We start from the raw sequence: 21,902 nt of genomic DNA, 5'->3' as shown, positions 1-21,902 counted from the left end.
CGGGAATGACGTTTTCAAGGCTTTGAGGAAATAAAACGAACGGCCCGGCACCGCTTGCGCGGTCCGGGCCGTTTGGCTTCCTGCGAGGAGGAAGCTGCGCGGTGATTCTTGCCGCTTAGGCAGCGGCAGCCGAGTTGGCGGCAGCGCCAGCCTTGCGGGTGGCTTGCGTGAACTGCGACACGGCCGCGTTCAGGTTCGACTCGATCGCCTCGACGGCCTGCTTGGTCGTCTTGGTGAACTGTTCGTAGCCGGCGTTGGCGTTGCTGATGGCGGTTTTCAGGGCCGAGACATAGGTCTCCGAACCGGCCGGGGCGTTCTTGGTCACTTCGTCGACCAGCGAGATTACCTTGCGGTTGACTTCGGCGAACTGGCCTTCGGCGGCTTTCGAGAACTCGGCGCCGGTGTCGGCGGCGATCGATGCCACCTGGCGGCTGTAGGCCAGGGCCTTTTCAGCGGCCGGCTGGGCTTGCGAAGCCGACACGGCGAAGAATTCCTGGGCATCCTTGACAGCCAGCAGCTGGCGCGTGGTTGCCGACGAGTCCTCGAGCGCGGCCTTGACGGTGTTGATGTTCAGGTCCACCAGCTTTTCCACGCCTTCGAAGGTCTTGGAGGTCAGGGCCGAAAACAGGGCGAACTGGGATTCGAGGTTGGCTTTGGTCGCGTTCGAAAACTGCTCAGGGAATGCAAACATATGGTTCTCCAGTAATGGATCGTTATGTGAACTTTGCTTTTGAGGTGCCTTGGGACACCTGCTTAGGGACCAGTGAAGCGGTGATACAGGGAAAAACTCAGGCGGCTACTTGATATAACTCAAAGATTGTGCGCCGCAACATGAAGCCATTTTTCACGCTTTTCGATTATGCGTCAAGCACTTTTGATGCGTCGCACAATTGGACCGCAATCTCTTGAGTAAGATCAATGGTTTCAATCGTTTGCGCCATATGTGTTTGCGCGGTTACAACACTTTAGTGCTTTGCAGCAAGGGCTAACGGCACCGGTCGCCCATGCTAGACTTGTTGTCCGATCTGCTTTCCGACGATGTCCGATATGACCGCAACGCCAGCCAGTCCGGCCATGCAGCAGGCACGCTGGCTGTCGCCGATGCCGCTGTTCTTCGTGTTTCTCTGGAGCACCGGTTTCATCGCCGCGAAATACGGGTTGCCGTATGCGCCGCCGTTGTCCTTCCTCATCCTGCGCTGCCTGGGCGCCGTGGCGATCCTGCTGCCCGTCGTGCTGCTGACGGGAGCCGCGTGGCCGCGCGGGCGCGTGGGGCACGTGGCGCTGGCCGGACTGCTGCTGCAGGCCGGCTATCTGGGCGGCGTGTGGAGCGCCATCAAGCTCGGCATGCCGGCCGGGCTGTCCGCGCTGATCGTGGGCATGCAGCCGATCCTGACGGCCATCGCCGCGCCGCTGATCGGCGAACGGGTCCGGCCGCGTCAATGGCTGGGGCTGATGCTGGGCCTGTGCGGCGTGGGCCTCGTGGTGGCGGCGAAAATCCACCTGAACGGCCTGGCGCCCGCGGCGATCGCGCTGTGCGTGCTGGCCCTGCTGTCGATCACGGCGGGGACGATGTACCAGAAGCGCTTCTGTCCGCAATTCGACCTGCGCACCGGCACCGTGATCCAGTACGCGACGACGGCGCTGGCCCTGCTGCCGTTCGCCGTGCTGCTGGAAGGCTTCGGCCCGCGCATGGACGCGATCCACTGGACGCCGCAGTTCGCGGGCGCGCTGCTGTGGTCGATCCTGGCGCTGTCGATCGGCGCCATCTTCCTGCTGTTCCGCCTCATCAGCCGCAGCGACGCGACCCGCGTGACGAGCCTCTTGTACCTGACCCCGCCGACGACGGCCGTGATGGCCTGGCTGCTGTTCGGCGAACGGTTGAGCAGCCTCGGCGTGGCCGGCATGGCCGTCGCGGTGCTGGGCGTCGCATTCGTCGTCAAAAAATAAGGAGACTACATGATCACGACCGAACAACAACGCGCGGTGGACGCCGCCATCACGTCGCGGCGTTCGATCCGCGCCTTCCTGCCGGCCCCGGTCGCGCGCGAGGACGTGGAAGCCATCCTGGAAGTGGCGGCGCGCGCGCCGTCCGGCACGAACACGCAGCCGTGGAAGGTCCACGTGCTGACGGGCGCCGCGAAGGAACGCCTCTCCGGCCGCATCCTGGCCGCCTACGCCGACCCGTCCGAGGCCAGGGCGCACGTCGAGGAATACGCGTACTACCCGCGCGAGTGGGTGTCGCCGTTCGTCGACCGGCGCCGCAAGGTCGGCTGGGACCTGTATGCGCTGCTGGGCCTCACGCGCGAGAACAAGGCCGGCATGGCGGCCCAGCACGGCCGCAACTACCGCTTCTTCGACGCGCCCGTCGGCATGATCTTCACCATCGACCGCGTGATGGAGAAGGGCTCCTGGCTCGACTATGGCATGTTCCTGCAGAACATCATGGTCGCCGCGCGCGGACGCGGTCTCGACACCTGTCCGCAGGCCGCGTTCACGCAGTTCCACCGCATCATTGCCGAGGAGCTCGGATTGTCCGATAAAGAGATGATCGTGTGCGGCATGGCGCTCGGCTACGCCGACCCGGACAAGGTCGAGAACACGCTCGTGACGGAACGCGAACCGGTGTCGGCGTTCACCCGTTTCCTCGACTAGCAGGTTCGGGGTGCGCCGGCAAGCTATTGAAAAATCAAGAGATTTCTGCAACGCACCGTTTTTTCCGTTGTAGAAAAAAGCGAGCGCAGGTGGTACATTCGATTGGTGCGCTCTTGCGCTCCAATCGTCTTCCGCTACACTGCATTTAGTGCTCTTCTGTTCGCGTTCAAGGATTTTCAGATGCTCAAGCTCGCGCTGGCCGCCGCCATTGCCATGATGTTCGTGCTGGAACCCGCCGCAGCCGCGACCAGGCACAAGGGACACGCGGCCGCGGCCAAGCGGGTCAAGGCCAAGCGCACCGACCTGGCCAAGGTGATCGCGGCCGACAACCGCCAGCGCATGGTGCGCCGGATCGAGATGGTGCACGGCAAGCGCCGCGTCGTGTACCAGCGCATCCGCCGCGCCGCGCCCGCCGTGGCCGTGCTCAGCGCCGGCGAAATCGCCGGCCTGAACCGCACGCACGACCCGCTCGACCTGCGCTCCAACGTCGCTTACGTGATGGACCAGACGAGCTCGGAAGTGCTGTTCGAAAAGAACGCCGCCGTCGCGCTGCCCATCGCGTCCATCACCAAGCTGATGACGGGTCTGCTCGTCGTGCAGGCCCAGCAGGACCTGAACGAGGTGCTGACGATTACCGAGGCCGACGTCGACCGCCACAAGTTCACCAGCTCGCGCCTGCCCGTCGGCGCCCGCATGACGCGCGGGAACCTGCTGCACATCGCCCTGATGAGCTCGGAAAACCGCGCCGCCGCGGCGCTGGGCCGCAACTATCCGGGCGGTATCGATGCCTTCGTCGAGGCGATGAACGCGAAGGCGCGCGAACTCGGCATGAGCGATACGCATTATGTGGATTCGAGCGGCCTGTCGAGCCAGAACGTGTCGAGCGCGCGCGACCTGGCCAAGCTGGTCAAGGTGGCGCACGAGGAACCGCTGCTGCGCCAGTACACGACGGATCCGGGTTACGTCGTCCAGGCGGGCGGCCGGGCGCTGCAGTACCACAACACCAACTACCTCGTCGCCTCGCCCGACTGGAACATCGGCCTGCAGAAGACGGGCTTCATCAACGAAGCGGGGCGCTGCCTCGTGATGCAGGCCATGATTCAGGGCCGCAACGTGATCATGGTGTTCCTCGACTCGAAGGGCAAGCAGTCGCGCACGGCGGACGCCGGACGCATGCGCCGCTGGCTCGAAGCGCTCAAGCCGGCCGGCATTCCCGCCACGGCGGCTGCAGGCGTGCCCGTGACCGTGTCGGCGACGGTGCCGGCGACCGTGTCTGCCGCCTCCGCGGCGCCCGTGGTGCAGTAGCGGCTAGCGGCAACCGTGGTGCAGCCGCGGCACCTGTCGTGTAGTAGCGGGACCGTCGTGCAGTCACGGCACCCGTCGTGCAGTAACGGCTCCCGTGGTGAAGTAACGGCACCCGTCGTGCGGCAATGTTCGATACGTCGTTCCCGCGGAGGCGGGAACCCAAGTACGTCGCGATACGCCAGCGTAACTTAGGTTCCCGCCTGCGCGGGAACGACGGCTTTCAGCTTGCGCCGCCCACCCGGTCTTTCAGCTTGCGCCGCCCACCCGGTCTTTCAGCTGGCGCCGCCCACCCGGTCTATCAGCTGGCGCCGCCCACCCGGTGGCCCAGCGTCGCGGAAATCTGCGCCGCCGTGGTCACCAGGTCTTCCAGCCAATCGTCCTGCAACCGGTCCGCCGGCGCCGAGATCGACAACCCCGCCACCAGCTTGCCGCTGTCGTCGTGGATGCCGGCCGCCATGCAGCGCACGCCCAGTTCCAGTTCCTCGTTGTCGCGCGCGTAACCGCGTGCGCGCACGAGCGACAGTTCGCGCTCCAGGCGCGTGAGGTCCGTGATCGAATTCTTGTTGTGGCCCGCGAGGCCCGTGCGCGTGGCGTAGGCGCGGATCGCCTTCGGTTCGTCGATCGACAGGAACAGCTTGCCGGTCGACGTCAGGTGCAGGGGGCCGCGGCCGCCGATCGCGCGAACGACCTGCATCCCGGAGCGCTCGGAGAAGGCGCGGTCGATGTAGACGATCTCGTCGCCCTGGCGGACCGACAGGTTGACGGTCTGCTTGGTCTTGTTGTGCAGCGCGCGCATCAGGTCGACGGCGGCTTCGCGCACGGACAGCCGGCTCTTGACCACGTTGCCCAGTTCGAGCAGGCGCATGCCGAGGCGGTAGGTGCCCGGTTCCACGCGGTCGACGAAGCGCGTCACGACCATGTCGTTCAGGATGCGGTGCGCCGTGGACGGGTGCAGGCCCGAGATCTTCGACAACTCTTTCAGGCTGACGGGATCGGGAAAACTGGCAAGTACGTCGAGCAGCGCCACCATGCGCTCGATCACCTGGATGGAAGTCTTGGCCGGTTCTGGGGTTTCCATTTTCATGATGTGGTTGGTGCAGTGCGGTATATTTCTCTACTTTATACCATAATGTGAAAAGAATTGGTAATCCTGTCAGTTTGGTGTTGCGCGGGGGCGGAGCTGTATGCGCATAATGGCGTTTCTGTACAGATTGTCGAAGATACATGGATCAACCGAGCAGCGAGTTCAAGAGTAAGGGCGGCCTGGGCCGCATCGTGGGTGCCTTCCGCTATTCGATGGCGGGATTCCGCGCGGCGTGGGAGCACGAACACGCGTTCCGCCAGGAGGTGATGGTGGCCGTGCCGGCCGCCGTCGTCGCGCTGCTGCTGAAGATTTCCGCGTTCGAGAAGCTGGCGCTGATCGGCGTGCTGGGCCTCGTGCTGCTCGTGGAATTGATCAATGCGGCCATCGAGGCCGTCGTCGACCGCGTATCGCTGGAGCGCCATCCGCTGTCCAAGGCCGCCAAGGACCTGGGCAGCGCGGCGGTGGCGCTGGCGATCACGATGGCGGCCGCCACCTGGGCCGTCGTGCTGTACAACCGCTTTTTTTGACGTATCGGCACGCCGCGCCGGCGCGGCGGGCCAACTCTCAACCAAAGGAGATCATTATGACTTTACGCCTGGGCGACACGGCTCCGGATTTCGAACAGGATTCCACCATCGGCCGACTCCGTTTCCACGAGTGGGCGGGCGATTCGTGGGTCGTGCTGTTCTCGCACCCGGCCGACTTCACGCCGGTGTGCACGACCGAACTGGGCCTGACCGCGAAACTCAAGCCGGAATTCGACAAGCGCAACGTCAAGGCGATCGCGCTGTCCGTCGACCCGGCCGACCAGCACAAGGCATGGATCAAGGATATCGAGGAAACCCAGCAGACCGTCGTCGGCTTCCCGATCATCGCCGACGCCGATAAATCGGTCTCGCAACTGTACGACATGATCCACCCGAACCAGTCGGCCACGGCGACCGTGCGCTCGCTGTTCGTGATCGATCCGGCCAAGAAGATCCGCCTGACCATCACCTACCCGATGAGCACCGGCCGCAACTTCGACGAGGTGCTGCGCGTGATCGACGCCCTGCAACTGACCGACGGCTACACCGTGGCGACGCCGGGCAACTGGAAGGATGGCGACGACGTGATCATCCCGATGACCATTCAGGATCCGGAGCAGCTCAAGCAGAAATATCCGAAAGGTTTCAGCGCGCCGAAGCCGTATCTGCGTCTGACGCCGCAGCCGAACAAATAATCGGCGTACACGGCATGCATCGTGGGCGGAGGCCGCCCACCCTACGGCCCGGATGAAACCTGGGGACCGAATTCGCCGCCGCATTCGATCGTAAGTCACGGCCACGTAGGGTGGGCTCCCCGAGCCCACGCGTAACGCCGGGATCACGCACGGCCCGCATAAGCAAATAAGGAACGTGTCGTTTGTTTTACGGTTGAGGACCATTACCCTTGGAGCCAACCTGGGGGTAAAGCATGTCCATTACATACATTTTGTCGGGATTCGCCGTTGGCGTCCTGGTCGGCATGACCGGCGTCGGCGGCGGTTCGCTGATGACGCCGCTGCTGACGCTGATGTTCGGCGTCGCGCCGTCCGTCGCCGTCGGCACCGACCTCGCCTTCGCCTCGATCACCAAGAGCGCCGGCACCGTCACCCACCGTTCGCGCGGCACCGTCCACTGGGATATCGTCGGCCGCCTGTGCCTGGGCGCGCTGCCCGCGGCACTCGTCGCCACCCTGGCGCTGCAGTACTTCGGCCCGCTCAATGCCGCGATCGGCAAGATCATCCGCTATTCGATCGCCGTGTCCGTGCTGCTGACCGTCGTCGCCATCCTGTTCCGCGGCAAGATGCTTGCCTGGGTCAACGCGAGCCCGTCGCGCCAGCTGCAGGGGCGCGGCCTGGTCGCGGCCACGGTCGCGTCCGGGGCGCTGCTGGGCACGCTGGTGACGATCTCGTCGATCGGCGCGGGCGCCATCGGGGCCACGTTGCTCGTCATGCTGTATCCGCGCCTGACACCGGCCGAGGTCGCCGGTACCGACATCGCCTATGCCGTGCCGCTGACCGCCATCGCCGCGGTCGGCCATTGGTGGCTGGGGTCGATCAACTGGGCCCTGCTGCTGACCCTGCTGATCGGCTCGTTGCCAGGGATCACACTCGGTTCCTGGGCGGCCCGGGCCGTACCGGAAAAGGTATTACGGGGCGTGCTGGCGATGACGCTGGCGGGAGTGGCGGTCAAGCTGCTCCACTGAACGAAAGGCGCCGCAAGGCGCCTTTCCTGCTTCTGGGATCGCTAATACGGGAATCGTCTATGCAAATGAGGAATGTTTCGTTTGTAATATTCGATTCCAGTGCGATGATCTCGTTCCGTTAGAAGAAATTGTAATAAGGCGTGCGATGACCAATTTACTATCCCGTAACAGCGCCAACCGGGTGATTCCCGGTTTCGGACTGTCGCTCGGGTTCACGATTTTCTATCTGGCGCTGCTGGTGCTGATCCCGCTGTCGGCGATCTTCCTCAAGACGTTCACGATGAGCTGGGATGCATTCGTCGGCGCCGTCACGTCCGACCGCGTGATGGCGTCGTACCGGCTGAGCTTCGGCGCCGCGCTGATCGGCGCCGCGATCAACGTCGTGTTCGGCGGCATCGTCGCGTGGGTGCTCGTGCGCTACCAGTTCCCCGGCAAGCGCTTCGTCGACGCCCTGGTCGACCTGCCGTTCGCGCTGCCGACGGCGGTCGCCGGCATCACGCTGACGGCGCTGTATTCGTCCAACGGCTGGATCGGGCAATACCTGGAAAAGGCCGGCATCAAGGTCGCGTTCACGCCGCTGGGCGTCGTCATCGCGCTGACCTTCATCGGCCTGCCGTTCGTCGTGCGCACGGTGCAGCCGGTGCTGGAAGACGCCGAACGCGAGCTGGAAGAGGCCGCCGCCAGCCTGGGCGCCGGCCCGTGGCAGACGTTTGTCCGCGTCATCCTGCCGAGCATCGTGCCCGCGCTGCTGACGGGCTTCGCCCTCGCGTTCGCGCGCGCCACCGGCGAATACGGCTCCGTGATCTTCATCGCGGGGAATATGCCGATGGTGTCCGAGATCACGCCGCTGTTCATCATCACCAAGCTGGAGCAGTACGACTACACGGGCGCCACGGCCATCGCCGTCGTGATGCTGCTCGTCTCGTTCCTGCTGCTGCTGACGATCAACCTGCTGCAGGCCTGGGCGCGCAAGCGTGCGGGGAAGTGACATGAGTGCCGTCCTCGACAATCAACTGAAAGACAAGGCCGCCGCCGCACCGGCGCCGCGCAAGGCGACCAATGCGCTGGAGCCGTCCTGGGTGCGCTACGCGCTGATCTTCGTGGCGCTGGCCTTCCTCACGCTGTTCCTGTTCGTGCCGCTCGTCGCCGTGTTCACGGAAGCGCTCAGGAAAGGCTGGGACACGTACAAGGAAGCCGTCCTCGATCCGGACGCGCTGTCCGCCATCAAACTGACGTTCATCGCGGCCGGCATCGCGGTGCCGCTGAACCTCGTGTTCGGCGTGGCCGCGGCCTGGACCATCGCCAAGTTCGACTTTCCCGGCAAGAGCATCCTGCTGTCGCTGATCGACCTGCCGTTCTCCGTCTCGCCCGTGATCGCGGGCCTGATCTACGTGCTGCTGTTCGGTTCGCAGGGCTGGTTCGGCCCCTGGCTGATGGACCACGACATCAAGATCCTGTTCGCCGTGCCCGGCATCGTGCTGGCGACCGTCTTCGTCACGTTCCCGTTCGTCGCGCGCGAACTGATCCCGCTGATGCAGGCGCAGGGCAGCGAGGAGGAAGAGGCGGCCCTCGTGCTGGGCGCGTCCGGCTGGAAGACCTTCTTCAAGGTCACGCTCCCGAACATCAAATGGGGCCTGCTGTACGGCGTGATCCTGTGTAACGCCCGCGCGATGGGCGAGTTCGGCGCCGTGTCCGTCGTCTCCGGCCACATCCGCGGCGAAACGAACACGATGCCGCTGCAGGTCGAGATCCTCTACAACGAATACAACTTCACGGCCGCGTTCGCGATCGCGTCGCTGCTGGCGCTGCTGGCCCTCGTGACCCTGGCCGTGAAAACCTTTATCGAATGGCGCATGCACCGGGCCCACAAGGCCAGCGTGCAGGGTCACACCACGGAGCATTGAACATGACGATCGAAGTCCAACATATCCGCAAGCAGTTCGGCCAGTTCACGGCCCTGGACGACGTCTCGCTGAAGTTCGCCGACGGCGAGCTGACGGCGCTGCTCGGCCCGTCCGGTTGCGGCAAGACCACGCTGCTGCGCATCATCGCCGGCCTCGAATTCCCGGACGCGGGCCGCGTGCTGCTCGACGGCGACGATGCGTCGGCACGCCACGTGCGCGAGCGCCAGGTCGGCTTCGTGTTCCAGCATTACGCGCTGTTCAAGCACATGACGGTGTTCGAGAACGTCGCGTTCGGCCTGCGCGTAAAACCGCGCAAGGAGCGCCCGTCCGAAGCGCAGATCCGCGAAAAAGTGAAAAAGCTGCTGGAGCTCGTGCAGCTGGACTGGATCGCCGACCGCTACCCGCCGCAGCTCTCGGGCGGCCAGCGCCAGCGCATCGCCCTCGCGCGCGCGCTCGCCGTGGAGCCGCGCGTGCTGCTGCTGGACGAACCGTTCGGCGCGCTCGACGCCAAGGTGCGCAAGGAGTTGCGGCGCTGGCTGCGCCAGCTGCACGACGAATTGCACGTGACGTCGATCTTCGTCACCCACGACCAGGAAGAAGCGCTCGAAGTGGCGGACCAGGTCGTGCTGATGAACAAGGGCCACGTCGAGCAGCTGGGCACGCCGGCCGACGTCTACAACCACCCCGCGTCGCCATTCGTCTACGGCTTCCTGGGCAACGTCAACCTGTTCCACGGCCGCGTGCACGAAGGCGTGCTGGCCAGCGGCGACGCCACGTTCCACGCGCCCCAGTACGCCAACGTGCAGAACGGTGAAGGCATCGCCTACGTCCGTCCGCACGACCTCGACGTCGAGCGTTACGTGCCCGGCGGCGAGGGCGTCGCGGTGAAACTGCGCCGCGCGCACGCGATCGGCCCGCTGGCCCAGCTCGACCTGGAGCGCGCCGACAATGCCCAGATCATCGAGGCGGTGATTCCCAACGAGCGCTACCGCGAACTCGGCCTGCGCGACGGCGAGACGCTGCTCGTCAAACCCAGGCGCATGCACGTATTCGTCGACCAGGGAGACGGCATATGAATTTCCAGCAGTTGCGCTCGGTGCGCGAAGCCGCGCGCCGCAATTTCAACCTGACCGACGTGGCCAATGCCCTGTTCACGTCGCAGCCGGGCGTGTCGCGCCAGATCCGCGAACTGGAGGACGAGCTGGGCGTCGTCATCTTCGAGCGCAACGGCAAGCGCCTGACCGGTCTCACGGACCCGGGCAAGGGCATCCTCAGGATCGTCGAGCGCCTGCTCGTCGAGGCCGAGAACCTGCAGCAGGCCAGCAGCGAATACGCCGCGCAGGACAGCGGCACGCTCACGGTCGCCGTCACCCACACGCAGGCGCGCTACGCGCTGCCGCAGGTCGTGCAGGCGTTCCGTACGGCGTTCCCGGGCGTGCGCATCGCCCTGCAGCAGAGTGCGCCGGAACACATCGCCGAATGGGTGCTGTCGGGCCGCGCCGACATCGGCATCGCGACCGAGGGCCTGTCCGCGTTCCCCGGCCTCGTGTCATTCCCGTGCTATCGCTGGAGCCACCTCGTCGTCGTGCCGGACGGCCATGCGCTGCTGTCGCAGTCGCCGATCAAGCTGTCCGACCTCGCCGAACATCCGTTGATCACGTACGACGTGGGTTTTACCGGCCGCAGCCACATCGATGCTGCGTTCGCCGCCGCCGGCGTGAGTCCCGACATCATGCTGACGGCGATGGATTCCGACGTCATCAAGCAATACGTGTCGCTGGGGATGGGCGTCGGCATCGTCGCCTCGATGGCGTTCGACCACGGCCGCGACCGCGGCCTGCGCGCGATCGAATCGTCGCATCTGTTCGCGCCGAACGTGACGCGGCTGGCGGTGCGCCGCGGCGCCTATCTGCGCGCGTATGCCTACGATTTCATCGAGCGTTTCGCCCAGGGTTTTACCAAGTCGGATATCGAGAAGGCGCTGCATCCGGTGGCGGCGGAGTAAAAGTCCTCGCACACTCAATCAACGTCATCCCCGCGCAGGCGGGGACCCAATTTTTGCGTATCGGCTGCGCGAACGAACTTGGGTCCCTGCCTTCGCAGGGACGACGTTTACACGTTAACGATCAGATCGAACGTTCAGCGCTTCTCGCGCAGCGCGTCCGCGCACTCGCGCACGAGGGCCGGCCCGCGGTAGATGAGGCCGCTGTACAACTGCACGAGCCGGGCGCCGGCCGCGATCTTGGCCTTCGCGTCCGCACCGCTCAGGATGCCGCCCACGCCGATGATCGGCACGGCGTCGCCGACTTCGGCCTTCAGCGCACGGATCACGATGGTCGACTGTTCGAACACGGGCGCGCCCGACAGGCCGCCCGTTTCGGCCGCGTGGCGCATGCCTTCCACGTCGCGGCGGGCCAAGGTCGTGTTGGTGGCGATCACGCCGTCGATGCCGTGGCGGACGAGGGCGCCGCCGATGTTGCGGATCTGGTCGCCATCGACGTCCGGCGCGATCTTGAGCGCCAGCGGCACGTAGTGGCCATATTTGTCGGCCAGGCGCGACTGCTCTTCCTTGAGCTGGGACAGCAGGGCATCCAGTTCGGACGCGCCCTGCAACTGGCGCAGGTTCTTCGTATTCGGCGACGAAATATTCACGGTGACATAGCTGGCGTACGGATACACCTTGCGCAGGCAGGCCACGTAATCGTCGGCGGCGCGTTCGATGGGCGTGTCGGCGTTCTTGCCGATGTTCAGGCCCAGCACGCCTTGCCGTTCCTGGTAGAAGCGCGAGGCCTGGACGTTGGCGACGAAGGCGTCGACGCCGCCGTTGTTGAAGCCCATGCGGTTGATGATGCCGCGCGCGGCCGGCAGGCGGAACATGCGCGGCCGCGGGTTGCCCGGCTGGGCGCGCGGCGTCACGGTGCCGATCTCGATGGAGCCGAAGCCGAGGGCGGCCAGGCCGTCGATGTACGCGCCGTCCTTGTCCAGGCCGGCGGCCAGGCCGACCGGGTTCGGGAACGTGATGCCCATCACCGTGCGCGGATCCGGCTTCGGCTTCCTGACGATGCCCGTCAGCCCCAGGGCCGCCGCGCGGCGCAGGGCGGGCAGGGTGACGTTGTGGGCCGTTTCGGGATCGAGGGAGAACAGCAGGGGGCGGGCGAGGGCGTACAGGAGTTTGTCGGACATGATGGCCTAATTCGGAATTCGCGACATTTTACCTTGTGTGGAGGCAATGCCGCAGTTTCGCCGCCGCCCGGGGCCCTTCACCGTTCCAGCACACCCCACACGCCGTCGATACGTGCCTCCAGCGGCCGGAAATTGATCTTGTACGCCATCTTGGGGCTCTGTTCGATCCAGTAGCCCAGGTAGACGTAGGACAGCCCCAGTTCGCGCGCCTGGCCGATCTGCCACATCACGTTGTACGTGCCGAACGAGGCGCCGGGCACGTCCGGGTCGAAGAAGGTGTAGACCGACGACAGGCCGTCCGACAGCACGTCGATGATCGACACCATGCGCAGCGTTCCGTCGGGCTCGCGGAACTCCACGAGGCGCGTGTTGACGCGGCTCTGCAGCAGGAATTGCGCGTACTGGTCGCGGCTGTCCTGGTCCATGCCGCCGCCCACATGGCGCGTCGTCTGGTAGCGCAGGTACAGCGCATAGTGCTCGTCGGAGAACGACAGGTTGGCCACCATCGCCGTCAGGTCGTCGTGGCGCGTCCAGGCGCGCCGCTGGCTGCGGTTGGGCGTGAAGCGCTCGGCCGCCACGCGCACGGGGATGCAGGCCCGGCAGCCGTCGCAATACGGGCGGTACGTGAAGATGCCGCTGCGGCGGAAGCCGTTGCGCACGAGTTCCGAATACACGTCCGCATTGATCAGGTGCGACGGGGTGGCGACCTGCGAACGGGCCTGGCGTGCATCGAGGTAGCTGCAAGGATACGGTGCAGTCGTATAGAACTGCAGCGTGGAAAATGGCAGATCATTCAGGTGCGTCATGCAAAGCTCTCGGAACGACGTGTGTGGAACCCATTGTAGCCAAAGACGGCGGCGCGCACCGTTAGGTGGTCAACGGTGGCGCGACTTCCCAGCGTTCGATGGCGGGCTCGTCGATCGCCTGGCGCAGGTGACGCAGGAAATCCCGGCGCGGGATCGGGGCGGCTCCCAGCGAGGCCAGGTGGCCCGTCTCCTGCTGGCAGTCGACCATCGTCACGCCCTGGCTGCGCAAGAAGGCGACCAGGTAGGCCAGTGCCGCCTTCGACGCGTCGGGCACGCGCGCGAACATCGATTCGCCATAGAACATGCGGCCGATGCACACGCCATAGGCGCCGCCGACCAGTTCGCCGTCCAGCCAGACTTCGGACGAGTGCGCGTAACCCATGCGATGCAGGCCCGTGTAGCCGGCGATGATGTCTTCCGAGATCCATGTGCCGGGCCCGTCCTTGCGCGGCGCGGCGCAGGCGCGCATCACGGCCTCGAAGGCGCCGTCGAAGCGCACGACCCAGGGCCCGCCGGCCTGGCGGCTGCGCTCGATGCGGCGCAGCGTCTTCCTGAGGCTGTCGCTGACCTTGAAGCGGTCGGTGTACAGCACCATGCGCGGGTCGGTGCTCCACCAGAGGATGGGCTGGCCCTCGGAAAACCAGGGAAAGATGCCGTGCCGGTACGCCTGCAGCAGGCGTTGCGGCGAGAGGTCCGCCCCGGCCGCCAGCAGGCCCGGCGCGTCGGTCGTCAACGCTTCGGACACGTCGGGGAACGGCGTATGGGCCTCGAGCCAGGGAATCATGGTCAGGCGGTCAATCGGGTTGGACGGGGGCGCGCATTGGACCCACGATGTCGTGGGTGTGGAATCCGTAGGTGCCGCCTGCGCGGACCTTGTGCTGGTCGGCGAAGAACAGTTCGAGCGTGGTGCGGATGGTGGGGAAGGCCAGGTCGCTCCACGGGATCTCGTTTTCGCTGAACAATTGCACGTCCAGGCTTTCGATGCCCGGCGCGAAATCGAGGTCGACGAGGCGCGCCAGGTAGAACAGGTGGACCTGGTGCACGTGCACGACGTTCAGCAGCGTGAACAGATTGCCCAGCTCGACGTTGGCGCCGGCTTCTTCCTCGGTCTCGCGCGCGGCGGCGGCGCTGGTGGTCTCGCCGTTTTCCATGAAGCCGGCCGGCAGCGTCCAGTAGCCGTAGCGCGGCTCGATGGCGCGCTTGCACAGCAGGACTTTGAGCTCGCCGTCCTGTTCCCACACGGGGATCGAGCCGATCACCATCTTCGGGTTCTGGTAGTGGATGGTGCCGCAATTGGTGCACACGAAACGCGGACGGTTGTCGCCTTCGGGGATGGCCACCGTGACCGGGTGGGCGCACTCGGAGCAGAATTTCATAGGGAACGGATGAATTGAATTGCCTTTACTTTACCACCGTATTGGTGTCGGCTGTACCGCAATCCGCCAGCGGTTCGCACCATGGCGGAGGCAACTTATGCTGCGATATTGGGGAGTCGGAGAACCGTGATTGCCTAAAGTGCCGAAGGTGCGTATAATGCAAAGCATCAGACGCGGGGTGGAGCAGTCTGGCAGCTCGTCGGGCTCATAACCCGAAGGTCACAGGTTCAAATCCTGTCCCCGCAACCAGATTCCAAAACCGCTGATCCTGTTCCGGATCAGCGGTTTTTTCGTTTTGGGCCGCCCGGATTCGCCCATTCGACCCGGCTCAAGCATTCCCACTCTCCCCGCAACGCGCCCCGCCCAGCCCGGTCGAAGACAGGGACTGCGTTGAAAGCGGAGCTAACGATGATTACTGTGGAAGACATCAACGACGCGTGGGGCTGGACCGGCCTGAACGCGGTGGAGGTGCTGGGCGAGAACGCCTTCGGCAATCTGATCGTCCGCGACGAGGACGGCATGTACTGGCGCCTGTCCCCGCAAGACCTCAGGTGCGAGCCGGTTGCCGAAGACCGCGCCGCCCTCGATGCCCTGTCGTACAACCAGGAATTCCTCGACGGCTGGTACATGCCCGACCAGGTGCGCCTGGCCGAGACGACGCTGGGCCCCCTGACGGCCGGGCGCAAGTATTGTCTGAAGATACCCAGTGCGCTGGGCGGGCACTACGGGCGCGACAACCTGGCCATGGTGCCCTTGCACGAGCTGATCCGTTTCGCCGGCGAAGGCGCCCAGCAGTTCGACGGGCTGCCGCGCTGGGAAGGGCACGGTTAGAGGCGGGTTAGAAGCGGCGCAGCAGGCCGATCTGGAACAGGTCGCGGTCGTTCGTCTTGCGGAAGGTCTTGATGCGGTTGAAGTTGACGATGGCCCGCGTGCGCGCGGACAGCGCACGTTCGGCCTGGAAGCTGATCAGGAGATTCGTGGCCGTCCGATTGCCGTCGCGCCGGTTCGCGGCGACATAAGGCCCGAGGCCGGCGCTCATCGACAAACGCGGCGTCACCGGCTGCACGTACCACAGCTGCCCCGCGAGCCCGCGCCGGTCGACGCGCGCGCCATCGTCGCCTTCGAACAGGAATTTGTAGCCGATGCCCCACCGCTCGGCATACTGCCTGGCCTCCAGCACGCCGGCGTGGGCGCCGTGGGTGCCCGCCATATTCGTGATCGACGTGCCGAACGTGCCGCCGAGCCATAGCCGGCCGTCCGGCACGACGTCGGGCGCGGGCTCTGCGGCGCCGAACTGGCGTCCGATGCCCAGCACCAGCGCGTCCGACCGGTGCACGGTGTGCATGGCCACGTGGTTGTAGCCGAGCCGCACGTGCGTGCCGGACGGCCCGGGCACGGCCAGGCGCAGGCCGGCACTGAGCAGGACGCCGAGACGCGCGTCGTCGATTTGCGTATTGCCCGTCGGCGTCGCGATTTCCGTCGTGTTCATGCTCAGGTAGGGACCGGCACCGAGCTCTCCCGTCCACATGGGGGAAAAACGGTGCACGGCCAGCCATTGCAGCGCGAAGCCGTCGCGGTGGTTGTTGTCCGGATGGCCTTCGTTGTAATGGACGAAGTCGACGCGCATGGTCCAGCCGGACGGCAGGGCGAGGCCGAACACCTCGTCCTGCTGGCGCCCGGCGCGGACTTCGAACGTGCGCCCGCGCATCCAGCGGTAGCCGCTCGCGTTGCCGCCGTAGATGCGGCCGTTGCCGAATGCGACCGACAGATACGCGCCGTGATCGTCGGGGGCGATGGTGTCGGCGGTCGTGTCCGCCTGGGCGACGGCGGCGTGGACCATCAGCACTGCCGCCATGCACGTTTTCGCTTTCATTGCTATCTCCACTCGAGTCCGGCTAGGAGCAGTCTGGACAAGCGGAGCAGCGATGCCTTGTGGCGGCACAAGTCATCGATTGCGTGCGTCAGCCGGCAGGCTGGCCCAGGCTGGCCCAGAGATAGGCCGCGGCCATCGTGCGGTGCGGGCGATAAGTTGCCAGGAACGCTTCCGCCGCGCGCATGTCGGGACGTTCCGTGCCGCGCAGCCGGCCGATGGCGTTGCGCACGGCCACGTCGCCGTGCAGCGAGCAGTCCGCATAGCCCCAGCCGCGCAGCAAGCCATAGTTGACGGTCCACGGACCGATGCCCTTGACCGCAAGCAGGCGCTCGCTCACGTCGGCGGCGTCGCTCGCGCGCGCCAGCGACAGCGCGCCGTCGGCGACGAGGCGGGCGAAGCGCAGCAGGGTCTCGGCCTTTGCGCCGGAGAATTTGCGGCTGGTCAGTTGCTCGATGTCGAGGCGGGCGACATCGGCCGCCTCCGGATAGCACCACAGGCCGCCCGAATGGGCACGCCCGGCCAGGCCGATGAACGTGCGGCGCAGCGCGATCGCGAACGGCAGGTTGATCTGCTGGCCGATGATGGCCCACGTCAGCGCCTCGAACACGGTGGCGGACTGGATCACGCGCAGGCCCGGCTGGCGCGCGACGACGGGCCCGAACAGCGGATCGTCCCGCATCGCCCGTTCGAACGGCGCGGGATCGATGCGCAGGCCCAGCATGTTCACGAGGGCGTCGTGCACGGCATCGTCCGCGACCGTGCCGTCGCTGGCGACGACGCACTCGGCGCGATCCGCATGCAGCGTGATGTCGAGCACGGCCGGCACGCCGTCCAGCAGCACGCCCTTGCGGATGCGGCCCGTGTGCGTGTCGACGCTTTCGGCCAGCGCATCGGCGTCGCGGCCGTGGAAGGTGAAGGCGTCCGCGTGGCGGTAGCCGGCCGGCAGCGCGATCGCGGCGTGGCGGCTCATTTGTGCGCTGCCGGCTGCGGCGCCGCGCGGCCGACGCGCAGGTTGACGCCGGTGACGAACGCGGTGCCGACCAGCACGATGCCGGAGCCTACGATCGTGTACCAGCCGATCGCCTCGCCCAGGAACAGCGCGCCCCACAGGATGCCGAATACGGGGCTCAGGAACGTGACGGTGAGGGCGGACGTGGTGCCGACCTGTTCGATCAGGCGGAAGTACAGGATGTAGGCGATGCCGCTGCACAGCACGCCCAGTGCGATCACGGCGCCGACGATGCCGGCGGTCGGCGCGCCGGCGGGCGGGAACAGGGTCAGGGCGGGCAGCACCATCAGCGCGGACGTCCACATGGTGCCGTGCGCGTTGGCGAACGGCTCGACGCTTTTCGCGGTGCGCGCGTACAGGCTCGCGACGCTGTAGCTGAACGAGGCCAGCAGCGCGGCCGCGACGGCGATGCCGGCGCCGGGGCGGCTGGCCGCGTGGTCGAAGCCGACCAGCAGCGCGACGCCGGCGGTCCCCAGCACGAGCCCGAGCGCCGTGCGCGAGCGGATCGGCTGGCGGCCCCACACGGCGCCGAGCAGCGCGCCCCACATCGGCGCGGTGGCGTTCAGGACGGCCAGCACGGACGCTGGCAGCGTGCGCGCCGCGAACGCGAACAGCAGGAACGGGAAGGCCGAGTTGAAGAAACCGAGGATGAAGTAGTGCTTCCAGTGGGCGCGCAGGTCGAGGCGTTTTTTGAGGACGACGCCGACGGCGGCGAGGAACAGGGCCGCGAACAGCACGCGGAATTCGATCAGCACGGCGGGCCCCAGTGTCGGTGCGCTGATGCGCATGAACAGGAAGGAGCCGCCCCAGATGGCGGCAAGCAGGATGAGGCGAAGAAGGTTGGCAGTGTTCATGGTTCCTGGGTCGGTATCAGGTCGGGCCGGCGCCGGATGATAGGGCGCGCCGCTTGCCCCGCCTTCCTGTTTCTTGCGCCCGAATCGGGCGGCGGAGGCGGGGAATCGGTCATGATACAAAAAGCGCGCGAGTGCTGCTGGCGGCCGGCAGGCGGATGATATGTCGCGCCATCCGGTGCAACGCAAATGAACAGGGCCGCGAACGCGGCCCCGTCGATCACGCCAATCCGCTGCCGCTCAAGGCAGCAACGGCCGCTTGCCCGACCGCTTGCTCTTGATTTCGGCGGTCGCTTTTTCCACCGCCGCCAGCCGCTGCGGCAACGCCGGATGATTGGCGCTGTAGCCGTTCAACACGGTCGGCGGATACGCTTCGGCCAGACGCTTCCAGAACGCGGGCGCTTCCTCGATGTCGTAGCCGGCCCGTGCGGCCAGGTAGATGCCGAGGCGATCCGCGGCGGCGTCGGCGTCGGCCGGCATGGCCTTGATGCCGCCGCTGCCGATCAGCATCGACGTATCGGGCACGATGCTCTTGAGGTTGTCGATGATGCTGCCGATCGTCGCGCTGTTGCGCTGCATGGCCGGGTGGCCCAGCATGTTGTGGGCCATCGTCTTGGCCAGCACGAAGGCCAGTTCATCGTCGTCGTGCGTGAAGTTGATCATGCCGCGCGTGACGAGCACGCGCGAACCGTCGCCGTAGGCGTTGACGTTGTCCGCGTTGCCCAGTTCGATCGCGAAGGCGCACGCGCGCGTGACGGGGATCGTCAGCTGGCGCTCGCTCCGGCGCCGCTCGACCGTCATCGGCAGGCTCGCCTGCGACGCGATGATCTTGCCGAAGATGGCGCCGGCCTGGGACAGCGCGTGTTCGCCGGCCGGCAGCGGTTTGCCGCCGGCGGCGAGCAGGACGTCGCCCGTCTGCAGGCCCGCGCGCGCGGCGCCGCTGCCGGCGAGCACGCCCGTCACCTGGAGGCGTTCGTCCATGCCGAAGGCGACGTGGGCGGCTTCGTTGTAGTCGCCCGGGTAGGACCAGCGGTTCTTCGCCGTGAAGCCCAGCAGGTTGCGGGCCTGGCCCTTGCACAACTCGGCATTCTGGATCAGCAGCGGCGCGGCGACCTTGTACAGGCGGTGCTGCAGGTCCGCCATCTTCGTCAGCGTGTCGGCCGCGGCGGCCATTTGCGGCGTCAGGCCCGGGGCCTCCACGGGACGTTCGACGATGCGCGGTGTGCCCGACGGTTGACGCGGTGCCTGCGTGGCGCAGGCCGACAGCAGCAAGGCTGCGGTGATGCCCAGCGCGGCAGTCCTGATGCCCGCGGGGCGCTGACGATGAATGCCGGTCATGTGCTCCTCATTTTAATGTTTGCCGGTGGAGCCGAATCCTCCAGCGCCCCGGTCGCTCGTTGCGAAATCCTCCACGACGTTGAAGCCCACCTGCATGACAGGCACCACGATCAGCTGCGCCAGGCGGTCCATCGGTTGCAGGTTGAACGCGGTCTGGCCGCGATTCCAGGTCGAGACCATCAACGGGCCCTGGTAATCGGAGTCGATCAAGCCTACCAGATTACCCAGAACGATGCCGTTCTTATGGCCGAGTCCGCTACGCGGCAGGATCATCGCCGCATAGCCCGGATCGCCGATGTGGATGGCGAGGCCGGTCGGCACGAGCACGGTCTGGCCGGGCTCGATGGTCATGGGCGCCTCGATGCATGCGCGCAGGTCGAGGCCCGCGCTGCCGGCGGTGGCGTAGGCCGGCAGGAAGTCCTTCATGCGCGGGTCGAGGATTTTCAGGTCGATGTTCTTCATGGATGCTTCAGTGTGTCGGATGCTTTGGATGGTGCGGGATGATTCAGGCCAGCAGCGAACGCCGTTCCAGGCGCTTGGCGATCTCGGAGATGAGCTGGCGCGCCAGTTCCAGCTTGGTCGCGCGCGGGAGCACCGTGTGGCCGCTTTCGTCGAACAGCACGATCGCATTCTCATCCTGCCCGAACGTCTGCGGGCCGATATTGCCCACGAGCAGAGGAATGCCTTTTTTCTCGCGCTTGACGGCGCCGTATTCGATCAGGTTCTCGGATTCGGCCGCGAAGCCGACGCAGTACGGCCAGCCGTTCAGCGACGTGGTCGAGGCGACGGTCGCGAGGATGTCCGGGTTTTCCGCGAACTGCAGGTGCGGGGCGTCGCCGCTGCCGTCCTTCTTGATCTTGCGATCGCTGGCATTGTCGACGCGCCAGTCGGCGACGGCAGCCACGCCCACGAACACGTGCTGGCCGGCGACGGCCCCCACGACGGCGTCCAGCATCTGGCGTGCGCTCTGCACGTCGATGCGGCGCACGCCGTGCGGCGTCGGCAGCGCGGTCGGGCCGGAGACGAGCGTGACGTCGGCGCCGGCCTCGCGCGCGGCGCGCGCGATCGCATAGCCCATCTTGCCCGACGAGAGATTGGTGATGCCGCGCACGGGGTCGATCGCTTCATAGGTCGGGCCGGCCGTGATCAGCACGCGTTTGCCGGCGAGGAGCTTGGGCTGGAACGAGGCGACCAGTTCGGCCAGCAGCTCGTCCGGTTCCAGCATGCGGCCCATGCCCGTCTCGCCGCAGGCCTGCGAGCCGGCGGCCGGACCGAGGATGCACAGGCCGTCCTCGCGCAGCTGCGCGACGTTGCGCTGCGTGGGCGCCTTTTCCCACATCTCGACGTTCATCGCGGGCGCCACCAGCAGCGGCACCCGGTGCGGACGCGCGAGGCACAAGGTCGACAGCAGGTCGTCGGTGGCGCCGTGCGCAAGCTTGAACAGGAAGTCGGCCGAGCAGGGCGCGACGAGGATGGCGTCGGCATCGCGCGTGAGGTCGATGTGCGCCATGTTGTTGTGGACGCGGCCGTCCCACTGGTCCGTGAAGACGGGCCGGCCGGACAGGGCCTGCATCGTCACGGTGCCGATGAAGTGGGTGGCCGCTTCGGTCATCACGACCTGCACGTGCGCGCCTTCCTTGGCGAGGGCGCGGCACAGTTCCGCGGCCTTGTAGCAGGCCACGCCGCCGGACAGGCCGAGGACGATCTTCTTGCCCTTCAGGTCCATGCTCATGAATCCTCCGTTCTTGCTCAGTGCTTGTTCAGTGCTTGTTCACGCGGCGCAGTTCGTCCACGATGAATAAAAACGCGCCGATCGTGATGCCCGTATCGGCGATATTGAAGGCCGGGAAGTGGCCGAGGCCGCGCCAGTAGAAATCGAGGAAGTCGATCACGTGGCCGTACGCGATGCGGTCGATCAGGTTGCCCAGCGCGCCGCCCATGATCAGCGCGAGGGCCCAGCAGAACAGGCGCTGGCCCGCGTGCTTGCGCAGCAGGTAGATGATGAAGCAGACGGCGGCGATGGCGATGCCCGCGAACAGGTAGCGCTGCCAGCCGCCCTGGGTCGACAGGAAGCTGAACGCCGCGCCCGGGTTATACGCGAGCACCAGGTTGAAGAAGCCCGTGACCGGCTTCTCTTCGCCATGCATGAAGGTGCGCGTGATGGTGATCTTGCTGATCTGGTCGAGCAGGATGACGATGAAGGCGATGCCGAGCCACGGGATGAGACTCCCGCCGGAACGCGACGGGACGGCGGAGAATGTTGGTTTTTTTTTGCTGGCCATGTCGATGGTG

The 21,902-nt window shown here is 66.2% G+C and carries 24 protein-coding genes and 1 tRNA gene; 12 read left to right on the top strand and 13 right to left on the bottom strand.

Annotated features, from left to right (window positions below; all coding sequences use genetic code 11):
- Positions 1 to 115: 115 nt before the first annotated feature.
- Positions 116 to 691, bottom strand: coding sequence for a TIGR01841 family phasin (phaP, locus tag ASC93_RS15590; RefSeq protein WP_056443801.1), 576 nt, complete (start codon positions 689 to 691; stop codon positions 116 to 118).
- Positions 692 to 1,047: 356 nt separating this feature from the next.
- On the opposite strand from phaP, the gene ASC93_RS15585 reads away from it, so the two are divergent.
- The 3 genes from ASC93_RS15585 (at position 1,048) to ASC93_RS15575 (ending at position 3,957) form a co-directional block, all read left to right on the top strand.
- Positions 1,048 to 1,947: a DMT family transporter gene (locus ASC93_RS15585; protein ID WP_056443799.1), complete on the top strand. Its 900-nt coding sequence runs from the start codon at positions 1,048 to 1,050 to the stop codon at positions 1,945 to 1,947.
- Between the two features lie 9 nt (positions 1,948 to 1,956).
- Positions 1,957 to 2,652, top strand: coding sequence for a nitroreductase (locus ASC93_RS15580; RefSeq protein WP_056443795.1), 696 nt, complete (start codon positions 1,957 to 1,959; stop codon positions 2,650 to 2,652).
- A 180-nt stretch (positions 2,653 to 2,832) separates the two neighbouring features.
- On the top strand, positions 2,833 to 3,957 hold the full coding sequence (locus ASC93_RS15575) for a serine hydrolase (RefSeq protein ID WP_082548065.1): 1,125 nt from the start codon (positions 2,833 to 2,835) through the stop codon (positions 3,955 to 3,957).
- A 298-nt stretch (positions 3,958 to 4,255) separates the two neighbouring features.
- Here ASC93_RS15575 and ASC93_RS15570 read toward each other — a convergent pair whose 3' ends face one another.
- Positions 4,256 to 5,041 carry an IclR family transcriptional regulator gene (locus tag ASC93_RS15570; protein ID WP_056443792.1) on the bottom strand — a complete coding sequence of 262 codons (786 nt, stop codon included), beginning with the start codon at positions 5,039 to 5,041 and terminating at the stop codon, positions 4,256 to 4,258.
- Between the two features lie 140 nt (positions 5,042 to 5,181).
- On the opposite strand from ASC93_RS15570, the gene ASC93_RS15565 reads away from it, so the two are divergent.
- From ASC93_RS15565 to ASC93_RS15535, 7 genes are all read left to right on the top strand, one after another.
- Positions 5,182 to 5,568: a diacylglycerol kinase gene (locus ASC93_RS15565; RefSeq protein WP_056443789.1), complete on the top strand. Its 387-nt coding sequence runs from the start codon at positions 5,182 to 5,184 to the stop codon at positions 5,566 to 5,568.
- A gap of 56 nt (positions 5,569 to 5,624) precedes the next feature.
- Complete coding sequence (locus ASC93_RS15560; protein WP_056443786.1) at positions 5,625 to 6,263, top strand: peroxiredoxin; 639 nt, start codon at positions 5,625 to 5,627, stop codon at positions 6,261 to 6,263.
- 233 nt (positions 6,264 to 6,496) lie between these two features.
- Positions 6,497 to 7,270 carry a sulfite exporter TauE/SafE family protein gene (locus tag ASC93_RS15555; RefSeq protein ID WP_056443783.1) on the top strand — a complete coding sequence of 258 codons (774 nt, stop codon included), beginning with the start codon at positions 6,497 to 6,499 and terminating at the stop codon, positions 7,268 to 7,270.
- Between the two features lie 145 nt (positions 7,271 to 7,415).
- Entirely contained in the window at positions 7,416 to 8,258 is an 843-nt protein-coding gene (gene cysT / locus ASC93_RS15550) for a sulfate ABC transporter permease subunit CysT (protein ID WP_056443780.1), read from the top strand.
- Between the two features lies 1 nt (position 8,259).
- Positions 8,260 to 9,174, top strand: coding sequence for a sulfate ABC transporter permease subunit CysW (gene cysW / locus ASC93_RS15545; RefSeq protein ID WP_056443777.1), 915 nt, complete (start codon positions 8,260 to 8,262; stop codon positions 9,172 to 9,174).
- A 2-nt stretch (positions 9,175 to 9,176) separates the two neighbouring features.
- Positions 9,177 to 10,250 (top strand): sulfate/molybdate ABC transporter ATP-binding protein, encoded by a 1,074-nt coding sequence (locus tag ASC93_RS15540; RefSeq protein ID WP_056443775.1) that lies wholly within the window; start codon positions 9,177 to 9,179, stop codon positions 10,248 to 10,250.
- Entirely contained in the window at positions 10,247 to 11,179 is a 933-nt protein-coding gene (locus ASC93_RS15535) for a CysB family HTH-type transcriptional regulator (RefSeq protein ID WP_056443773.1), read from the top strand. Before ASC93_RS15540 ends, ASC93_RS15535 begins: the two co-directional genes overlap by 4 nt.
- Positions 11,180 to 11,313: 134 nt before the next feature.
- Here the strand turns inward: ASC93_RS15535 and ASC93_RS15530 are convergent, their stop codons facing one another.
- The 4 genes from ASC93_RS15530 to ASC93_RS15515 form a co-directional block, all read right to left on the bottom strand.
- Complete coding sequence (locus tag ASC93_RS15530) at positions 11,314 to 12,357, bottom strand: quinone-dependent dihydroorotate dehydrogenase (RefSeq protein WP_056443765.1); 1,044 nt, start codon at positions 12,355 to 12,357, stop codon at positions 11,314 to 11,316.
- 77 nt (positions 12,358 to 12,434) lie between these two features.
- Entirely contained in the window at positions 12,435 to 13,163 is a 729-nt protein-coding gene (locus ASC93_RS15525; protein ID WP_056443760.1) for an arginyltransferase, read from the bottom strand.
- A 61-nt stretch (positions 13,164 to 13,224) separates the two neighbouring features.
- The gene (aat, locus tag ASC93_RS15520; protein WP_056443759.1) at positions 13,225 to 13,947 is read right to left on the bottom strand and encodes a leucyl/phenylalanyl-tRNA--protein transferase; all 723 of its coding nucleotides are present in this window, start codon (positions 13,945 to 13,947) and stop codon (positions 13,225 to 13,227) included.
- A gap of 10 nt (positions 13,948 to 13,957) precedes the next feature.
- Positions 13,958 to 14,539 (bottom strand): NUDIX hydrolase, encoded by a 582-nt coding sequence (locus ASC93_RS15515; RefSeq protein ID WP_056443755.1) that lies wholly within the window; start codon positions 14,537 to 14,539, stop codon positions 13,958 to 13,960.
- A gap of 172 nt (positions 14,540 to 14,711) precedes the next feature.
- Here ASC93_RS15515 and ASC93_RS15510 point away from each other — a divergent pair.
- Positions 14,712 to 14,788, top strand: a tRNA-Met gene (locus ASC93_RS15510).
- 159 nt (positions 14,789 to 14,947) lie between these two features.
- Positions 14,948 to 15,370 carry a T6SS immunity protein Tdi1 domain-containing protein gene (locus ASC93_RS15505; RefSeq protein WP_056443752.1) on the top strand — a complete coding sequence of 141 codons (423 nt, stop codon included), beginning with the start codon at positions 14,948 to 14,950 and terminating at the stop codon, positions 15,368 to 15,370.
- Positions 15,371 to 15,377: 7 nt separating this feature from the next.
- On the opposite strand, the gene ASC93_RS15500 is transcribed toward ASC93_RS15505, so the two are convergent.
- The 7 genes from ASC93_RS15500 to lspA form a co-directional block, all read right to left on the bottom strand.
- A complete protein-coding gene (locus ASC93_RS15500; RefSeq protein ID WP_157201945.1) occupies positions 15,378 to 16,412 on the bottom strand; it encodes a hypothetical protein in 1,035 nt (344 codons plus the stop codon).
- Between the two features lie 88 nt (positions 16,413 to 16,500).
- Positions 16,501 to 17,382 (bottom strand): DNA-3-methyladenine glycosylase, encoded by an 882-nt coding sequence (locus tag ASC93_RS15495; protein ID WP_056443747.1) that lies wholly within the window; start codon positions 17,380 to 17,382, stop codon positions 16,501 to 16,503.
- Entirely contained in the window at positions 17,379 to 18,275 is an 897-nt protein-coding gene (locus tag ASC93_RS15490; protein ID WP_056443744.1) for a DMT family transporter, read from the bottom strand. Before ASC93_RS15490 ends, ASC93_RS15495 begins: the two co-directional genes overlap by 4 nt.
- Before the next feature lie 237 nt (positions 18,276 to 18,512).
- Positions 18,513 to 19,610, bottom strand: a complete 1,098-nt coding sequence (locus ASC93_RS15485; RefSeq protein WP_056443741.1) for a M48 family metallopeptidase — start codon at positions 19,608 to 19,610, stop codon at positions 18,513 to 18,515.
- A gap of 12 nt (positions 19,611 to 19,622) precedes the next feature.
- On the bottom strand, positions 19,623 to 20,072 hold the full coding sequence (gene dut, locus ASC93_RS15480; RefSeq protein ID WP_056443735.1) for a dUTP diphosphatase: 450 nt from the start codon (positions 20,070 to 20,072) through the stop codon (positions 19,623 to 19,625).
- Between the two features lie 43 nt (positions 20,073 to 20,115).
- Complete coding sequence (gene coaBC, locus ASC93_RS15475) at positions 20,116 to 21,336, bottom strand: bifunctional phosphopantothenoylcysteine decarboxylase/phosphopantothenate--cysteine ligase CoaBC (RefSeq protein ID WP_056443996.1); 1,221 nt, start codon at positions 21,334 to 21,336, stop codon at positions 20,116 to 20,118.
- A gap of 34 nt (positions 21,337 to 21,370) precedes the next feature.
- The gene (gene lspA / locus ASC93_RS15470) at positions 21,371 to 21,892 is read right to left on the bottom strand and encodes a signal peptidase II (protein ID WP_056443731.1); all 522 of its coding nucleotides are present in this window, start codon (positions 21,890 to 21,892) and stop codon (positions 21,371 to 21,373) included.
- Positions 21,893 to 21,902: the final 10 nt, after the last annotated feature.

Origin of the sequence: Massilia sp. Root335 (assembly GCF_001425685.1) — a bacterium.
In the GTDB taxonomy this organism is placed as follows: domain Bacteria; phylum Pseudomonadota; class Gammaproteobacteria; order Burkholderiales; family Burkholderiaceae_D; genus Telluria; species Telluria luteola.
This window is presented reverse-complemented; position numbering and strand designations above follow the sequence as displayed.

Bases quoted from the DNA above. Each gene is read 5' to 3' on its own strand.
- phaP (WP_056443801.1), bottom strand. From the start codon at position 691: ATGTTTGCATTCCCTGAGCAGTTTTCGAACGCGACCAAAGCCAACCTC.
- ASC93_RS15585 (WP_056443799.1), top strand. From the start codon at position 1,048: ATGACCGCAACGCCAGCCAGTCCGGCCATGCAGCAGGCACGCTGGCTG.
- ASC93_RS15580 (WP_056443795.1), top strand. From the start codon at position 1,957: ATGATCACGACCGAACAACAACGCGCGGTGGACGCCGCCATCACGTCG.
- ASC93_RS15575 (WP_082548065.1), top strand. From the start codon at position 2,833: ATGCTCAAGCTCGCGCTGGCCGCCGCCATTGCCATGATGTTCGTGCTG.
- ASC93_RS15570 (WP_056443792.1), bottom strand. From the start codon at position 5,041: ATGAAAATGGAAACCCCAGAACCGGCCAAGACTTCCATCCAGGTGATC.
- ASC93_RS15565 (WP_056443789.1), top strand. From the start codon at position 5,182: ATGGATCAACCGAGCAGCGAGTTCAAGAGTAAGGGCGGCCTGGGCCGC.
- ASC93_RS15560 (WP_056443786.1), top strand. From the start codon at position 5,625: ATGACTTTACGCCTGGGCGACACGGCTCCGGATTTCGAACAGGATTCC.
- ASC93_RS15555 (WP_056443783.1), top strand. From the start codon at position 6,497: ATGTCCATTACATACATTTTGTCGGGATTCGCCGTTGGCGTCCTGGTC.
- cysT (WP_056443780.1), top strand. From the start codon at position 7,416: ATGACCAATTTACTATCCCGTAACAGCGCCAACCGGGTGATTCCCGGT.
- cysW (WP_056443777.1), top strand. From the start codon at position 8,260: ATGAGTGCCGTCCTCGACAATCAACTGAAAGACAAGGCCGCCGCCGCA.
- ASC93_RS15540 (WP_056443775.1), top strand. From the start codon at position 9,177: ATGACGATCGAAGTCCAACATATCCGCAAGCAGTTCGGCCAGTTCACG.
- ASC93_RS15535 (WP_056443773.1), top strand. From the start codon at position 10,247: ATGAATTTCCAGCAGTTGCGCTCGGTGCGCGAAGCCGCGCGCCGCAAT.
- ASC93_RS15530 (WP_056443765.1), bottom strand. From the start codon at position 12,357: ATGTCCGACAAACTCCTGTACGCCCTCGCCCGCCCCCTGCTGTTCTCC.
- ASC93_RS15525 (WP_056443760.1), bottom strand. From the start codon at position 13,163: ATGACGCACCTGAATGATCTGCCATTTTCCACGCTGCAGTTCTATACG.
- aat (WP_056443759.1), bottom strand. From the start codon at position 13,947: ATGATTCCCTGGCTCGAGGCCCATACGCCGTTCCCCGACGTGTCCGAA.
- ASC93_RS15515 (WP_056443755.1), bottom strand. From the start codon at position 14,539: ATGAAATTCTGCTCCGAGTGCGCCCACCCGGTCACGGTGGCCATCCCC.
- ASC93_RS15505 (WP_056443752.1), top strand. From the start codon at position 14,948: ATGATTACTGTGGAAGACATCAACGACGCGTGGGGCTGGACCGGCCTG.
- ASC93_RS15500 (WP_157201945.1), bottom strand. From the start codon at position 16,412: ATGAAAGCGAAAACGTGCATGGCGGCAGTGCTGATGGTCCACGCCGCC.
- ASC93_RS15495 (WP_056443747.1), bottom strand. From the start codon at position 17,382: ATGAGCCGCCACGCCGCGATCGCGCTGCCGGCCGGCTACCGCCACGCG.
- ASC93_RS15490 (WP_056443744.1), bottom strand. From the start codon at position 18,275: ATGAACACTGCCAACCTTCTTCGCCTCATCCTGCTTGCCGCCATCTGG.
- ASC93_RS15485 (WP_056443741.1), bottom strand. From the start codon at position 19,610: ATGACCGGCATTCATCGTCAGCGCCCCGCGGGCATCAGGACTGCCGCG.
- dut (WP_056443735.1), bottom strand. From the start codon at position 20,072: ATGAAGAACATCGACCTGAAAATCCTCGACCCGCGCATGAAGGACTTC.
- coaBC (WP_056443996.1), bottom strand. From the start codon at position 21,336: ATGGACCTGAAGGGCAAGAAGATCGTCCTCGGCCTGTCCGGCGGCGTG.
- lspA (WP_056443731.1), bottom strand. From the start codon at position 21,892: ATGGCCAGCAAAAAAAAACCAACATTCTCCGCCGTCCCGTCGCGTTCC.